Below are 12,302 nucleotides of genomic sequence, written 5' to 3'. Positions count from 1 at the left end.
CGGTCCGGCAGCAACGGCTCGATCCTCGCCCACTGGGCGTCAGTCAGCGACACACATCAACCAACGATCAGATGATCCGAAGGAAACGCCCTAGCCCCCTGGCTGGCGGCGGAGTACACCGCCGTCCACGGCCACAAGACCCCCCGGCCCTGACCTTTCTTCCCTTCCTTTCTCCTCTCCTCCCTGCCTCTGGTGCGGGTGCCCCGTCCGCGCTGGGTGGCGCGGGCCCGGGGGAGGGGCACGCCCTGGCCCTGCCGGAGCGGTTCCTCCGTCGGGGGGCGTCCTCGTCACCCGGGGCCGTCCGGAGACGTTGGTCCGGTCATGAAGACCACCCCCGCCCTCGCCGCTGCCGCGCTCGCGGTCCTCGCCCTGGCCAGCACGGCCTCCGCCTCCGCCTCTGCCTCCGCCGAATCGTCACCGACCGCCGATGGGTACCTCTGGCTGACCGTCACCCGGACCACCGCCGCCGGAGACTCCGTCACCGACACCGTCCGGCTCGACTGCCCGGGTCGGGAAGGAGACGGTCACCCGCACCGCACGTCCGCGTGCGCCGATCTCGCCGCCGCCGACGGGGACTTCGACGCCCTGCCCGGTCGCGACGCGGCCCTCTGCTCCGACGAAGCCGTCGAGGTCGTCGCGACCGCCCACGGCGGCTACCGCGGCCGCGCGACCCACTGGGCGCACACGTACGAGTCCGACTGCCACCTCACGCTCGCCACCGGCGAGATCTTCGACTTCCAGGGCGCACGTCGAGAACAGCGAAGCCGGTGACGACAGCGACCTGCCGGCTCCGGCTCCGGCCGCGCTCCTCACTCCTTGACGGCCTCCGCGATCCGGAGGGCGGCCTGGGCGGGGGTGAGGTGCGTGGTGTCGACGACCTCGGCCTCGGCGTGCAGCCACGTGCGGGCGGCCTCTGCGTAGGGTTCGAGGTGGCGGAGGCGGAACGGTGAGTCGGGGCCGAGGACGGTGTCGCCCGCGATGCGCCTGCGGAGGGTGTCCTGGTCGGCGTGGAGGACGAAGTGCCGGACCGGGACGGCGTACCGGGCGAGACCCGAGCTGATCTCGCGCCAGTACGGCTCGACCAGGACGGTCATGGGCACCACCAGGGTGCCGCCGGTGTAGTCGAGCACGCGTCGGGCGGTCTCGACCACGAGGGGCCGCCACGGCGGCCAGTGCTGGAAGTTGTCCGTGGCGGGCAGCCCCGGCGTGATGTCCATGAGCGTCTCGCCGACCTTCTCGGCGTCGAACACCCGCGAGTCCGGGATCAGCCGCTGTACGAGCGCGCCGGTCGTCGTCTTGCCCGCGCCGTGGGTGCCGTTGAGCCATACGATCATGGGACTCGACGCTAGCGTCACGCGGCCCGGAGGAACAGGCACGGCGGGCCCGGTGCCGAGGCGCGCGGACACGCCGGTCACGGCCCGGGGACGCCGGTGCGCTTCACGCGCGGTGCGGAACGGGCGGGTCCGAGGAGGCGGCCGGTCCGGTCGAGGCTCCGGCCGCCGGGGAGCGCGTGACGTCCGTCGTCAGCCTGTCTCGTTCCCGGCGGGGGCGGCGGACCGGAGGCTCCCGGTCGCGGTCCGCGCCCCCGGCGTCGGGGGAGTCGTCGTCGCGGCGGTCGGTCCGGGAGCGGCGGCCAGGCGGTGCTTGAACTGAGGCACGCCGAAGGTCGGGTGGGAGGTGCTCCACAGCGCCATCCGGAGGATGCCCGCCTTGAACCGTGCGGCGCTCCGCCCGCCCACGTACTTCGAGCGGGCCCGCGCCCCGTGGTCGACCGGCTGCAGGATCCCGTCGCGCCGCCCGAGGCTGATGTGGTTGCCGACGTACTGCAGCCCGGTGTGCGTGACCTCGCGGCCGGTCAGGCGTGCTACGATCGCGGTCGTGGCCTGCCGGCCGGTGAAGCCGGCCGAGGCGCAGGACATCGGCAGGGGAAGACCGTTGTCCCCGACGGCGAGGACGCTGTCGCCGACGGCGTAGACGCTCGGGTGCGAGACGGAGCGCATGGTGCGGTCGACGACGATGCGTCCGTCGTCCGCGACCTCCAGCCCGGCGGCGGAGGCGATGGGGGAGACCGCGAACCCTGCCGTCCACACGGTCGCGTCGGACGGCAGGACGGTGCCGTCCGCGCACCGCACCCGTGTCGCTTCGACGGCCACGACCTCGGTGTCCTCCAGGACGGCGACGCCCAGCCGGTCACAGGCCCGGCGCAGGTGGTCGCGGGCTCCGGCCGAGAGCGGGGCGCCGAGCGCGCCCCGCGCGATCAGCGTCACCGACAGGCCGGGCCGGGACTCGGCGATCTCGGTGGCGGTCTCGATTCCGGTCAGCCCGTCGCCGACGACGTACACCCGCCCGCCCCCGTCCCGCTCCTCCAGGGCGTCCAGACGCGCGCGCAGCCGCAGTGCGGAGGGCCGCCCGGCGACGTCGAAGGCGTGCTCGGCCGCGCCCGGGACGCCGTGGTCGGCGCCGTGGCTGCCGAGCGCGTAGACGAGCGTGTCGTACCCGATCCGGCCGCCGTCGGCCCCGCCGTCGCCACGGGCGTCGGCCACCTCGACGACCCGGCGCTCGGGATCGACGGCGGTGACCCGGGCCAGCCGCAGCCGGATCCCGGTTCCGGTGAAGACCTCGGTGAGCCGGGGAGCGTCGATGTCCTGGCCGGCCGCGAGCTGGTGCAGCCGCAGCCGCTGGACGAAGTCCGGCTCGGCGTTGACGACGGTGATCTCCGCGTCCTCCGGGGACAACCGGCGGGCCAGGGTGCCGGCCACGTAGGCCCCCGCGTATCCGGCGCCGAGGACGACGACGCGGTGCTTCGGGACGGTGCTGTCGGACATGGCTTCCTCCTGTGCCTGTGCCTCGATGCGTTCGTCCTCAAGACACCGCGCCACCGGCGGCTGTGACATGAGGTGACGCAGGTCACCATCGCCGACCTCGACCTCGACCTCGGCCTCGACCTCGGCCTCGACCTCGGCCTCGACCTCGGCCTCGGCCTTCCGGCGCGGTGCCACTTGGACGACGTAACGTGCCCCCGCGTGCGCCGCCTGCTTCCGTTCGCGCCCTGCCATGCCCGGTCGTCCCGCGCCGGAGGCGGCGCCGGTTCCGGCGTCGGAGACTCCGGGCCGTTCTTGGTGTCCTGTGTCCTGTGCGGGCAGGAGGCCGTCGAGGAAGTCGACGGCTTCCCCCAGCACTTGAGCGCGGAAGGGTGTGCCGCCGCGGTGGCCGCCGAGGAACCGCCCCCGCCTGCGGACGCGTCCGGGCCCTCCCCGGCGACGCCCGCCCCGCCGGAAGCCCCTTCGGCCGCGCCCCCGGCGCGGCGCACTGCCCCCCCCGCGTACGTCTCCGCCCTCCTCGTGGAGCAGATCGCCGACCGCGTCCGCGATGTCCTCGCCGAGCACGGCGAGGACGTCGACGCCGTACAGGCCGCCCTCATCAAGGCGGCGATCCCGGACCTCATGGTGCTGCTCAAGGCGCCCCGCGCGAGCGGCCGTTACGAGCACTCCGACGTCCCGCCCACCGCCGAGATCCTGCGGAAGAAGTCCCGGAAGGGTGCGGGCAAGATCGGGGAGGGCCGCCCCAAGTGGCGCAACCCCGCCGTCTTCGCTGCGGCCGAGAAGGGGACCCCGTTCGAGGTCACCGCCCTCGACATGAAAACCGCCTGCCTGAGCGCCCTGAAGTGCCGGCTGCCCATCGGGCAGCGCCGCGAGGACACAGCGGCGCCCACGACCCGAAAAGCTCCGGCGTCCACCTGATCACCCCCGCCGACCGGGACCACCCCGACCTGCCCAACCCCCTCGGCAACCGCGTCGAGCCGGGAGAGCTGTGGGTCGCGGAGCCCGCGCTCCGCCACGAACCTGTGGAGGAAGGCGGACAAGGCGCGCGACGCCGGGCTGACGGTCGTGGAGATGTCCGGCACCGACGAACTCCACGTCATCGGCGACTGGCGCTCCTTCTTCACCGAAGGCCTCGACCTCGACGAGGTCGAGGCGAAGAAGGCCTACGTCCTCGGAGGCAAGCGATGACCGGATCCCCGGGCCTGTGGGCCCGCTGGGGCAGCTTCGGCGAGTGCGACGCCCGCGGCGTGAAGGGCGGCGAAGCCCTCATCCTGGAACTCGACCGCATCGTCCACTCCTCCGGCATCGCCTCGCCGGTCACCTCCCGGCGCGACCTCGTCGATGCCTGGGCCCGCCAGGACGCCGCCACCGTCGACGAGATCCGGGACGACGTCATCACCGACCTCGACTCCGACTACCACGCCTACGCCTACGCACGCCTACGCGTCCTGCGTGGGCATCCGCGCCTGACGCCCACGCGGTGGAGCGGGGCCGTCCCCGTCCGCCGGGTCGTCGGCCAGCAGGCCGGCGCGGAGTTCGCCGAGGACGTGGGTGAGGATGCGGGAGACGTGCATCTGGGAGAGGCCGACGCGGCGGCCGATCTCTGCCTGGGTGAGGTCCTGGCCGAAGCGGAGGGAGAGGATCTCCCGCTCGCGGGGGGCGAGGCGGTCGATCAGCGGTCCGAGGGACGTCAGGTCGTCGATGAGTTCGTAGGCGGGTTCGGTGACGGCGGTGCGGTGGCCGTCGGTGCCCCGTGGGGCCTCGGCGCCGTCGTCGTCGCCCACGGGAGCGTCGAGCGAGCGCGCGGTGTACGCGCAGGCGGCGAGCTCCGCCTCGCAGACCTCGGCTTCCGTGAGGTGGAGCCGGTCGGCCAGCTCCGACCGGCTCGGCCGGTGGCCCGTGTCCTGTTCGAGGGCGTCGGAGACCTTGGCCATCTCGACGCGGAGTTCCTGCATGCGGCGGGGCACGTGGACGGCCCAGCCGGTGTCGCGGAAGAAACGTTTCATCTCCCCGACCACGGTGGGCAGCGCGAAGCTGGAGAAGTCGACGCCGCGATCGGGGTCGAAGCGGTCGATCGCCTTGATCAGCCCGATGGTGCCCACCTGGAGGATGTCCTCGGTCGGTTCGGGGCGGGCCCGGAAGCGCCGCGCGGCGAACTTCACCAGGCTGAGGTTCAGCTCGACCAGCGTGTTGCGGACGTACGCGTGCTCCGCCGTCCCCTCGTCCAGGTCCCGCAGGCGTGCGAAGAGCGACACGGACAGGGTGCGGGCCTCGCCCGTGGAGGCGGCGGTCGGGTCCTCTGGCTCCTGGATGCCGCCCAGGGCCTGTCGCCGTACGGCGGCCCCGGTGCGGGGGCGTCGGTCGGGGACGGGGCGTGCTGATCGGCCCATGGCGATGAGCCTCCTTCGGCGGATCCGATGGACGGGGGTCGGCCCGGAAGGGGAGGGGCGGTGCCGCAATCGGGCGGACGTCCTCCCCGCGCGTCCGCTCAGTGCGGGGCCTGCGGCGCGCGCCGTGACGGCGGCGGGCCGGTGCGGACGGTCTTTCCGGGGAGCGGCGAGAGGCGCAGCGTTCCCCCGGGCTGGAGGAGCGGGGAGAAGCCTGCCTTCTGGAACACCGTCATGAGCGCCGTCTCGATCGCGGCGTGGAGTCCCGGCACCTCGGCCGCCCTGTGGGCTTCGGGGTCCGCGGAGTGGGCCGCGAGGAGGGGCCGGACGAGCGAGTCGGGATGCCAGGTGACCAGGATGTCGGGGCCGTCGACGGTCGCCGTCAGCCCGGTGCCGGGCTCGTAACCGGCTTCGGAGAGGACCCGGCGGGCCCGGCGGAGCAGCTCGTCGTTCGCGGGGTCTTTCGCGCCGGAGGGCTCCGCGGTCGGGCTCGCGGAGGTGTCGCCGCCGAGGCGGAGAACGGTCCCCGCGTCGGCCGGCCCGCTCCGCACCCGTGCCGGGGCGTCCGCGGTCAGGCGCCGGAGGGAGGCGGGCGTGAAAGGTACAGGTTGTCGAGTCATGCCTCCTCCTCCAGGATGGAAGGGCCTATGCATAGAGTGTCCGATTTAATCACATATGCGTCAATATTTACGTGAAAGGCGCTTCGTGTAACGGCCCCATGCCGCTCGCGCCCCCACGCGGCCCGCACCCCACGCGGGCCGCCCCCCGTGCGGGCCCGGCGAAGCGGGGTCGGCCTCCTCCGGGCGAGCTCCGCCCGTCCTGCTCACCGGGGCCGCGCCGACTCCTTGCGGAGGAGCTCGTCCGTGGTGCAGGACTGGTCGAGGTCCAGGACGAGACAGATGCTGAAGCCCTCGTCGTCGCGCTGGACCCGGCCCTGGAAGCTGCACCGGTCGGTCGCGCTCTCGGCCGGCCTCGACACGAGGAACGACTCCCCTTCGGTCGCGGGGTCGGAGGCCGTGAAGTCCGACGGGGAGCCGTCCTGCACCCAGAACCTCCAGGTGCCGGTCATGGTCGTCGAGCACTCGTAGTCGGGCACGGCATGGTTGATTCCGCTCGCCGAGAAGTCGTGGTCGGCCGACACGTGGACGCGTGCGCCGTCGGCGTTGCCCCAGTCCCCGACGAGTTCGGCCTGCTGGATCGCGGCGGCTTCGCCACCGGCTCCGGCGCACGCGGTGCACGCGAGAACCAGGCAGCCGAGAACCGCGGCCCACGGCCCGGCCCCGCCGAACGCGCGGCGCGACCTGCCGCCCGGCGTCGGCGGGGGGTTGTCGTGGTGGTCCCTTTGCCCCTGGGTCCTGTCCGCTGGGCGCATGTCCTGCCCGCCTGTTCGGGAATGTCGGCCGCGCGCCCGGGGGTCGCCTTCCGTGGTGGCGGCCTCGCGTGCTCGGGGTCAGCCTGCCATAGGTTTTGAATGCGTTCAATTATTGTCCGCGGCGCTGGACCCGCTCGGTTCCGCGGCTGAAGTATCCGCAGGTGGGACATGCCGCAGGCGGGTTCGAGCGCACTCCGGCGGAGGGTGGTGCGACTCTCGGATCGGGGGCCCGCCCGGGAACTTCAGGCCTTGTCGGCGCCTCCTCCCGCGGGGGTGCGCGCGCCGCCGAGGAAGGCCGCGAGCCCGGTGTCGAAGTCCATGGCGGACGGGACGAACAGGACGGTCCGGTCCGGTGCGACGTACACCTTGCCGCCGCCGCGCCCGCCCTGGACGACGCACACGCCCGCGCCGCCCGCCAGCTCGACGACGTTCACCCCCGCGTCCGGCGCGAGGCCGAGGAACGCCTTGCCGGTCTCGGCCAGTTGTTCCGTACCTGCCCTCGGCCGAGGGGGAGGGGGTGGCGGAGTGGTCGTGGGTACCTTCAGCTCCCGGGGCCTGCAGCCGCACCCACCGGGTGGCCGGGCGCGCGGGCTCGCCGCCCCCTGCTCGGGGAAACACGCCTCCTCGTGGCTGTGCACGTGGATCTGCCCCTGGCAAGGCGGGCCGCCCAGCGTCGGCTGCCGGCACATGACCTCGCGCCGGCAGTACGCGCACCGCATGCCTTCTCCTCGTCCCCCGGTCGTCCCCACGGTCATCCCTCAGCTCGCCTCGACGCAGCGGGCCGCGAAGGCCTCCCGCACGCGGGCGTCGAGGTCGAAGGCGGGTGCGAGGAGGCCTCGCCGGTGCACGAGCACGTCGATCGCGACGAGCTTGAAGTGGAAATCCTTGAACGCGGCCATGCGGCAGATCTATCACGCGGCTCCGACAGCGCCGCCGATGCGGCCGTTGTCCTCGTCTCCCGCAAGGGCGACAGGCCGGGCACTCCCGCGCGCCCGGCGAGAGCGCCCGGAAAGCTAGGAGCGCCCCTCGGCGTCGCGGGCGTGCTCCTTGAGGAACGCGCCCGCGTGGGCCGCCGCTTCTTCCGCGGTCGCGTAGCGGGCCCCCTCGGCGGCAGTGCCGGACGCTCCGTCGGCGCCCCTGCCGGTCCAGCTCCACTCGCCCGAGGGTGACCGCACCAGCTCGGCGGTGCCCCCGAACAGCGCGAGCGTCCTTCCGCTCGCCGCCGTGGATGCCGGGCGGCCCACGGCCTCGGGCCACTTCTTGCGGGCGCCCTGACGGGTGATGCCCCAGACGGCCCCCAGCTGCTCGTAACTCGCGCCGTAGGAGCCGGCGGTCACCGCCGCCCGCTCCGTGAGCCGCTTGACCTGGCCGTCCACCACCTTCCACGCGGCCAGGACGGACAGCGCCACGTCGACGGGGCTCGCGTCCCACATGCGGTCGGCGGGCAGCCCGCTCTCCCGGGAACGAATGGCCGAGGCCAGGGGGGTCAGGGCGTCGTACAGGGCCCTGTCGAGTTCCGCCTGCTCTTCCGGGGTGATCTCGATAGCCGTCATGCGACAACCATAGTTTCCGAAACGATCGATGTAAACCAAAGTTTCCATGAAGTGCCGGTGGCCGTCGCGTCAGGGAAACGGCTCCGCTAGGTGTCCAGGCGCTCCCGCAGGCGGACCGTCACGGCATCCCCTTCGGTCTTGCCGATCGCCTTGCGCACCTCCGCCTTCACCGGGAGCTTGTGGGTGCCGTCGCCCAGGGGCATGAAGGAACTGTGGAACGGATGGCCGTCGACCGTGCCCCGGACCTTCACCAGGCCGCGGGTGCCGAAGAACTCGGCCGACTCCGGCCACACGACGTACGTCCAGCCGCCCTTGGCCGGACTCTTCCGCAGGATCGCGGTGAACTGCTCGTCCATGACGGACACACCCTTTCAGGAGCTTTCGACGAGGATGAGGCCGTTGCCGTCCGGGTCGCGCACGGTGAACATCGGCGGGACCCCGGGACCCATCCGTACGACCTCCGGGTCCGCGTCGACGCCCCGCGCGCGCAGGTCGGCGTGGTCGGCCCCGGCGTCCCGGGTGGTGAGGCGGATGCCGGTCGGGGCTCCTTCGGGCACGAGCGCCACGGTGGTGGCGGCCCCGGGCGGTGCCACCTCGATCCAGCGCCCGGCCCCGAACGGCACGTCCCGACGTACCTCGAAGCCGAGCTTCTCGACGTAGAACTCCACCGCCTTCCGCTGGTCGGTGACGCGTACCCCCACCGTGGCCACCTGTGTGATGCGAGTGATGCCGCTCATCCCGTGCCTCCGTTCGTCCGGACGTTCACCAGGTAGGACGGAGGCGGGCGGGAAAACTCATCGCCGGCCGGGCTCAGTCGTCGGCGTGCCGCTCGATCCACTCCAGGGCCGCCGCCCGCTCCGCCTCGGTGGGGACGGGGTCCAGCTGGTCCGGGTACCGGACGAGGTGGTGCCCGCGCGCCGTCCGCAGGCCCACGGCGCGTGCCTCGGGGGAGAGGCCGGGATGCTCGGCGACCTCCACCGCGCGCCGCCACCAGCCCCGGCTGCGGCCGTCGACGGCGTAGTGCCACAGGGGCTGGGCGGGGTCGGCCACGCCGACGAGCACCCGGTCCAGGACGTGCCGGCGGACACCGGGAGCGCCGAGCAGGCGGTCGGCCACGACCAGCGGGTGCTCCCCGTCGAGCCGGGCCCGGAGCAGCACCCAGGTCATCAGCTGGCCCACGTCGTGGGCGCCGGAGGCGACGACCTCCCACAGTTCGGCCGCCTTCGCCTCGTCCGGGGCGCCCAGGTGCGTGAGCGGCCGCAGCTCCTCCTTCCACACCGGCCGGGCACCCTCCCACCAGGCGACCAGCCGGGCCGCGGCGGGATGTCCCAGGTCGAGGGCGAGACAGGTCAGGGTGACGAGCGGATGACGCCACTCGGTGTACGTCGTCCGGTACTTCTTGGCGAGGTCCTTCAGCCGGCCCGGCAGCAGCGCCTCGACCTCCGCCGGGCCCGCCAGCCCGTGGGAGTGGAGCAGCTCCAGGCAGAAGCCGAGCCCCTGGAGGCCGGTGGCCGGGTCCGCGACCCGCTCCCGCAGCCAGCGCACGTCGGCGTCGGTGAGCGTCCGGTAGCGGTGCCACACCCGGCACAGCGCGCCCTCGTACGCGGTGAGGTCGGGCCCGGTGCCGGACAGGAGCCCGTCCGCGGCGGCCTCGTACCGGTCGAGCGCGGCCCGTGCGGAGGCCGGGTCGGGGACGAGGGCCGTGGCACCGGCGCCGTCCGGGGGAGGGTCGGAGCTCAGGAGCCGTTCCCGTACGAGTTCCACCCGCTCGCGCGCGCTCGCCGCGGCGAGGACCCGCAGGGCGCGCGGCAGCCGTTCGTCGGTGGCGAAGCGGACCGCCGCGAGGTCCGCGTAGGACCGTCCGGCGAGCGGTCCCGCGCCCGTCTCCTGCCGCCAGTCCCGGACGACGGCCCCGACCAGCCCCGTGTACAGCCCGCGCAGCGCGCTCTCCGGCGCGTCCCCGGCGGCGAGTTCCGCCGCGAGGGCGGCCGCGGCGCGCACCGCGTCCGGCTCGTGGAGCGACCGGTGCAGCGCCAGCCACGCGGGCGCGGCGTCGCGCTCGCCCGCGAACACCCACGCCCGGACGACCGCGAGGCCCCGCGCGGACGGCACCCCCGCCACGACGTCCGCGGCGGCCGGGCCGAGGGCCGCGACGGTCTCCCACGCCTCCTCGTGCCCGTGGCGCAGCAGCGCGCGCAGCAGCTCCCGCCAGCCGGTCCACTTCTCCGGCCGCCCCGGGTGCGCGGCCCGCCAGGCGCGCAGCAGCCGTTCCGCCTCCTCGGACGTGAGCCCGTCCCGCCGCTCCAGCGCCACCGCGCAGCGGGCGGCGGCGGGGTCCAGGGGGCCGTCGAGTCGTTCGTGCAGCCAGGCGGACTCGGCGGGGGCCAGCGGACGGTAGCGCGGGACGGCGGCGCTCCGGTCCAGGGGAGCGTCGAGCGCGTCGAGGAACTGCCGCACGCCGTCGCGGTCGGCGGGGTCGGGGAGGCCCGCCTCGTCCCGCCGCGTGATCCGGTCGAGGACGAAAGCGCCCCGCGGCCCGCCGTCGACGACGCGGAACCCGGCCGGCCCCTCCCCGAGACCGGCGGCGACGACCGCGTGGTCACCGCCCCAGTGCAGCAGCAGCTCGCCCGTCAGCCCGCCGGCCCGGTCGAAGGCCCGCCCGTGGGACTGCCAGTGCCAGTACGCGAACGAGACCGGCGCCGCGAGCCCCCGCCGGGCCACCAGCTCGGCCGCGTCCTCGTGGCCGTCCGACTGCGTGTACCGGCCGCGGTCCGGCGACGGAAGCACCACGAACCCGTCCCCGCCGAGCCCCCGCCACCAGGCCGACACCACGGCCAGGTCCGAACGCGCCGGCCGGGTCCGGCCCTCCACCGGGCCGGGACCGGACTTCGTCATGTGCTGCTCCTCGCGTCGTGCGGCGCCTGCGGGACGGCGGCCCGCCCGCCGGCCACCCTGCCACACGCCGCCGGCGGGACGAGACCGGCTCCGAGGGGCGGCGGCGCACCCCGGACGAGCCCCGGCAGTGCGCCGCCCGGCCCGAACAGCCCCGGCCGGGTGCGGAAGGACGGCGGAGAACCCCACCTCCTCGCCGGCGTCGCCGAGGTCCCCGCGCTCCCGCGCCTGTGACGGAAGGCGGACCGTCCCGCCGCGCTCCGCCGGAACCGCCGTCAGAGCCGGGGCCCGGTCACGCGAGCCTGTCCCGGGGGCCCTCCGGCCGGGGCCCCGGGTCCGCCGCCAGACGGCGGACCTCCGTCAAGGCCTCCTCGACGGCGGCAGGGACGTCCGTCACGGGAAAGCGGGTGTGCCGCACGACGCGGTCCCGGTCCACCACCAGGACGGCCCGCTTCAGCCGCAGCAGCTGCCCGGCGCGGAAGGTGGGCAGGCGCAGGGCGGCGGCGAGGCGCAGGTCGACGTCGGAGAGGAGGGTGAAGGGAAGGCCTTCCTCGACCGCGAACACCCGCTGTTCGTCCGGGCGTTGGGTGCTGATGCCGCGCACCTCCGCGCCCGCGGCGCGGAAGTCCTCGTACGCGTCGCGGAAGAGCCGGTTCTCCAGCGTGCAGCCGACGGTGCCGGGGATGCCCGCCCAGCCGTCCGGCAGGGGGCTCGGGGACCCCGTCGCCGGATAGCAGAACAGGACGGTGGCCGTCCCGCCGGCCACCGGGTCCACCGGCGCGCCGTCGAGGTGGGCCGGCAGTTCCAGGCGGGGCAGTCGCCCGCCCACCAGGCCCGCGACGCGCCGCGCCTCCGCGCCCGCCTCGTCGGCGGTGCCGCTGAGCGAGCCGTCGCCGAAGACCCAGCGGTCCGCCCAGTCCTGCATGGACAGCAGCACCGGCAGCAGTCCCCGGCCGCTCTCCGTCAGCCGGTACTCGTGCCGCACCGGCCGGTCCTGGTACGGGACCTTCTCCAGGACCCCCGTCTCCACCAGGTGCGCCAGGCGCTCGGTGAGCACCTTCCGGGAGATGCCCAGTTCCTCCTGGAGCGCGTCGAAGCGATGGTGTCCGCGCGCGGTCTCCCGGATCAGGAGCAGGCTCCACCAGTCGCCGACCACCGCCGCGGGGGGGGGGGGGGGGGGGGGGGGGGCCCCCCCGGGGGGGGCGGGCCGGGGCCCCTCGCACCCCCCGCGCGGCCCGGGGGGCCCCGCGGGCCCCCCCCCCCCCCCCACCCAGAG

Annotated in this window: 14 protein-coding genes; 2 read left to right on the top strand and 12 right to left on the bottom strand. The window is 74.7% G+C overall.

From position 1 onward, the window contains the following. The first annotated feature begins 321 nt into the window (after positions 1-321). Positions 322-771, top strand: coding sequence for an SSI family serine proteinase inhibitor (locus ACFW6A_RS38760; protein WP_386646576.1), 450 nt, complete (start codon positions 322-324; stop codon positions 769-771). Between the two features lie 38 nt (positions 772-809). Here ACFW6A_RS38760 and ACFW6A_RS38755 read toward each other — a convergent pair whose 3' ends face one another. Then, positions 810-1,334 (bottom strand): AAA family ATPase, encoded by a 525-nt coding sequence (locus ACFW6A_RS38755; RefSeq protein ID WP_351850273.1) that lies wholly within the window; start codon positions 1,332-1,334, stop codon positions 810-812. 189 nt (positions 1,335-1,523) lie between these two features. Further along, positions 1,524-2,825 (bottom strand): NAD(P)/FAD-dependent oxidoreductase, encoded by a 1,302-nt coding sequence (locus ACFW6A_RS38750; protein ID WP_386646578.1) that lies wholly within the window; start codon positions 2,823-2,825, stop codon positions 1,524-1,526. Between the two features lie 516 nt (positions 2,826-3,341). On the opposite strand from ACFW6A_RS38750, the gene ACFW6A_RS38745 reads away from it, so the two are divergent. Beyond that, positions 3,342-3,740, top strand: coding sequence for a hypothetical protein (locus ACFW6A_RS38745; RefSeq protein ID WP_386646574.1), 399 nt, complete (start codon positions 3,342-3,344; stop codon positions 3,738-3,740). 521 nt (positions 3,741-4,261) lie between these two features. Here the strand turns inward: ACFW6A_RS38745 and ACFW6A_RS38740 are convergent. The 10 genes from ACFW6A_RS38740 to ACFW6A_RS38695 form a co-directional block, all read right to left on the bottom strand. After that, a complete protein-coding gene (locus tag ACFW6A_RS38740) occupies positions 4,262-5,212 on the bottom strand; it encodes a SigB/SigF/SigG family RNA polymerase sigma factor (protein WP_351850274.1) in 951 nt (316 codons plus the stop codon). 98 nt (positions 5,213-5,310) lie between these two features. Then, on the bottom strand, positions 5,311-5,760 hold the full coding sequence (locus ACFW6A_RS38735) for a hypothetical protein (protein WP_351850275.1): 450 nt from the start codon (positions 5,758-5,760) through the stop codon (positions 5,311-5,313). A gap of 272 nt (positions 5,761-6,032) precedes the next feature. Continuing rightward, complete coding sequence (locus ACFW6A_RS38730; protein ID WP_351850277.1) at positions 6,033-6,581, bottom strand: hypothetical protein; 549 nt, start codon at positions 6,579-6,581, stop codon at positions 6,033-6,035. A 242-nt stretch (positions 6,582-6,823) separates the two neighbouring features. Next, positions 6,824-7,015 (bottom strand): hypothetical protein, encoded by a 192-nt coding sequence (locus tag ACFW6A_RS38725; RefSeq protein ID WP_351850278.1) that lies wholly within the window; start codon positions 7,013-7,015, stop codon positions 6,824-6,826. Positions 7,016-7,339: 324 nt separating this feature from the next. Then, positions 7,340-7,480: a DUF6892 domain-containing protein gene (locus ACFW6A_RS38720; RefSeq protein ID WP_351850279.1), complete on the bottom strand. Its 141-nt coding sequence runs from the start codon at positions 7,478-7,480 to the stop codon at positions 7,340-7,342. A 114-nt stretch (positions 7,481-7,594) separates the two neighbouring features. Next, positions 7,595-8,134: a hypothetical protein gene (locus ACFW6A_RS38715; protein WP_386646571.1), complete on the bottom strand. Its 540-nt coding sequence runs from the start codon at positions 8,132-8,134 to the stop codon at positions 7,595-7,597. 86 nt (positions 8,135-8,220) lie between these two features. Continuing rightward, a complete protein-coding gene (locus tag ACFW6A_RS38710) occupies positions 8,221-8,490 on the bottom strand; it encodes a DUF1905 domain-containing protein (protein WP_351850283.1) in 270 nt (89 codons plus the stop codon). A gap of 15 nt (positions 8,491-8,505) precedes the next feature. Further along, on the bottom strand, positions 8,506-8,871 hold the full coding sequence (locus ACFW6A_RS38705; protein ID WP_351850285.1) for a VOC family protein: 366 nt from the start codon (positions 8,869-8,871) through the stop codon (positions 8,506-8,508). A gap of 73 nt (positions 8,872-8,944) precedes the next feature. Then, entirely contained in the window at positions 8,945-11,029 is a 2,085-nt protein-coding gene (locus tag ACFW6A_RS38700; RefSeq protein WP_386646568.1) for a hypothetical protein, read from the bottom strand. 289 nt (positions 11,030-11,318) lie between these two features. Beyond that, a complete protein-coding gene (locus tag ACFW6A_RS38695; RefSeq protein WP_386646566.1) occupies positions 11,319-12,182 on the bottom strand; it encodes a winged helix-turn-helix transcriptional regulator in 864 nt (287 codons plus the stop codon). Positions 12,183-12,302 lie beyond the last annotated feature (120 nt).

The sequence above is a fragment of the Streptomyces sp. NPDC058758 genome (assembly GCF_042746075.1).
Classification (GTDB): Bacteria; Actinomycetota; Actinomycetes; order Streptomycetales; family Streptomycetaceae; genus Streptomyces.
This window is presented reverse-complemented; position numbering and strand designations above follow the sequence as displayed.

Coding starts and splice junctions, on each gene's coding strand:
- ACFW6A_RS38755 (WP_351850273.1), bottom strand. CDS start 1,334: ATGATCGTATGGCTCAACGGCACCCACGGCGCGGGCAAGACGACGACC.
- ACFW6A_RS38715 (WP_386646571.1), bottom strand. CDS start 8,134: ATGACGGCTATCGAGATCACCCCGGAAGAGCAGGCGGAACTCGACAGG.
- ACFW6A_RS38720 (WP_351850279.1), bottom strand. CDS start 7,480: ATGGCCGCGTTCAAGGATTTCCACTTCAAGCTCGTCGCGATCGACGTG.
- ACFW6A_RS38705 (WP_351850285.1), bottom strand. CDS start 8,871: ATGAGCGGCATCACTCGCATCACACAGGTGGCCACGGTGGGGGTACGC.
- ACFW6A_RS38730 (WP_351850277.1), bottom strand. CDS start 6,581: ATGCGCCCAGCGGACAGGACCCAGGGGCAAAGGGACCACCACGACAAC.
- ACFW6A_RS38750 (WP_386646578.1), bottom strand. CDS start 2,825: ATGTCCGACAGCACCGTCCCGAAGCACCGCGTCGTCGTCCTCGGCGCC.
- ACFW6A_RS38710 (WP_351850283.1), bottom strand. CDS start 8,490: ATGGACGAGCAGTTCACCGCGATCCTGCGGAAGAGTCCGGCCAAGGGC.
- ACFW6A_RS38700 (WP_386646568.1), bottom strand. CDS start 11,029: ATGACGAAGTCCGGTCCCGGCCCGGTGGAGGGCCGGACCCGGCCGGCG.
- ACFW6A_RS38740 (WP_351850274.1), bottom strand. CDS start 5,212: ATGGGCCGATCAGCACGCCCCGTCCCCGACCGACGCCCCCGCACCGGG.
- ACFW6A_RS38760 (WP_386646576.1), top strand. CDS start 322: ATGAAGACCACCCCCGCCCTCGCCGCTGCCGCGCTCGCGGTCCTCGCC.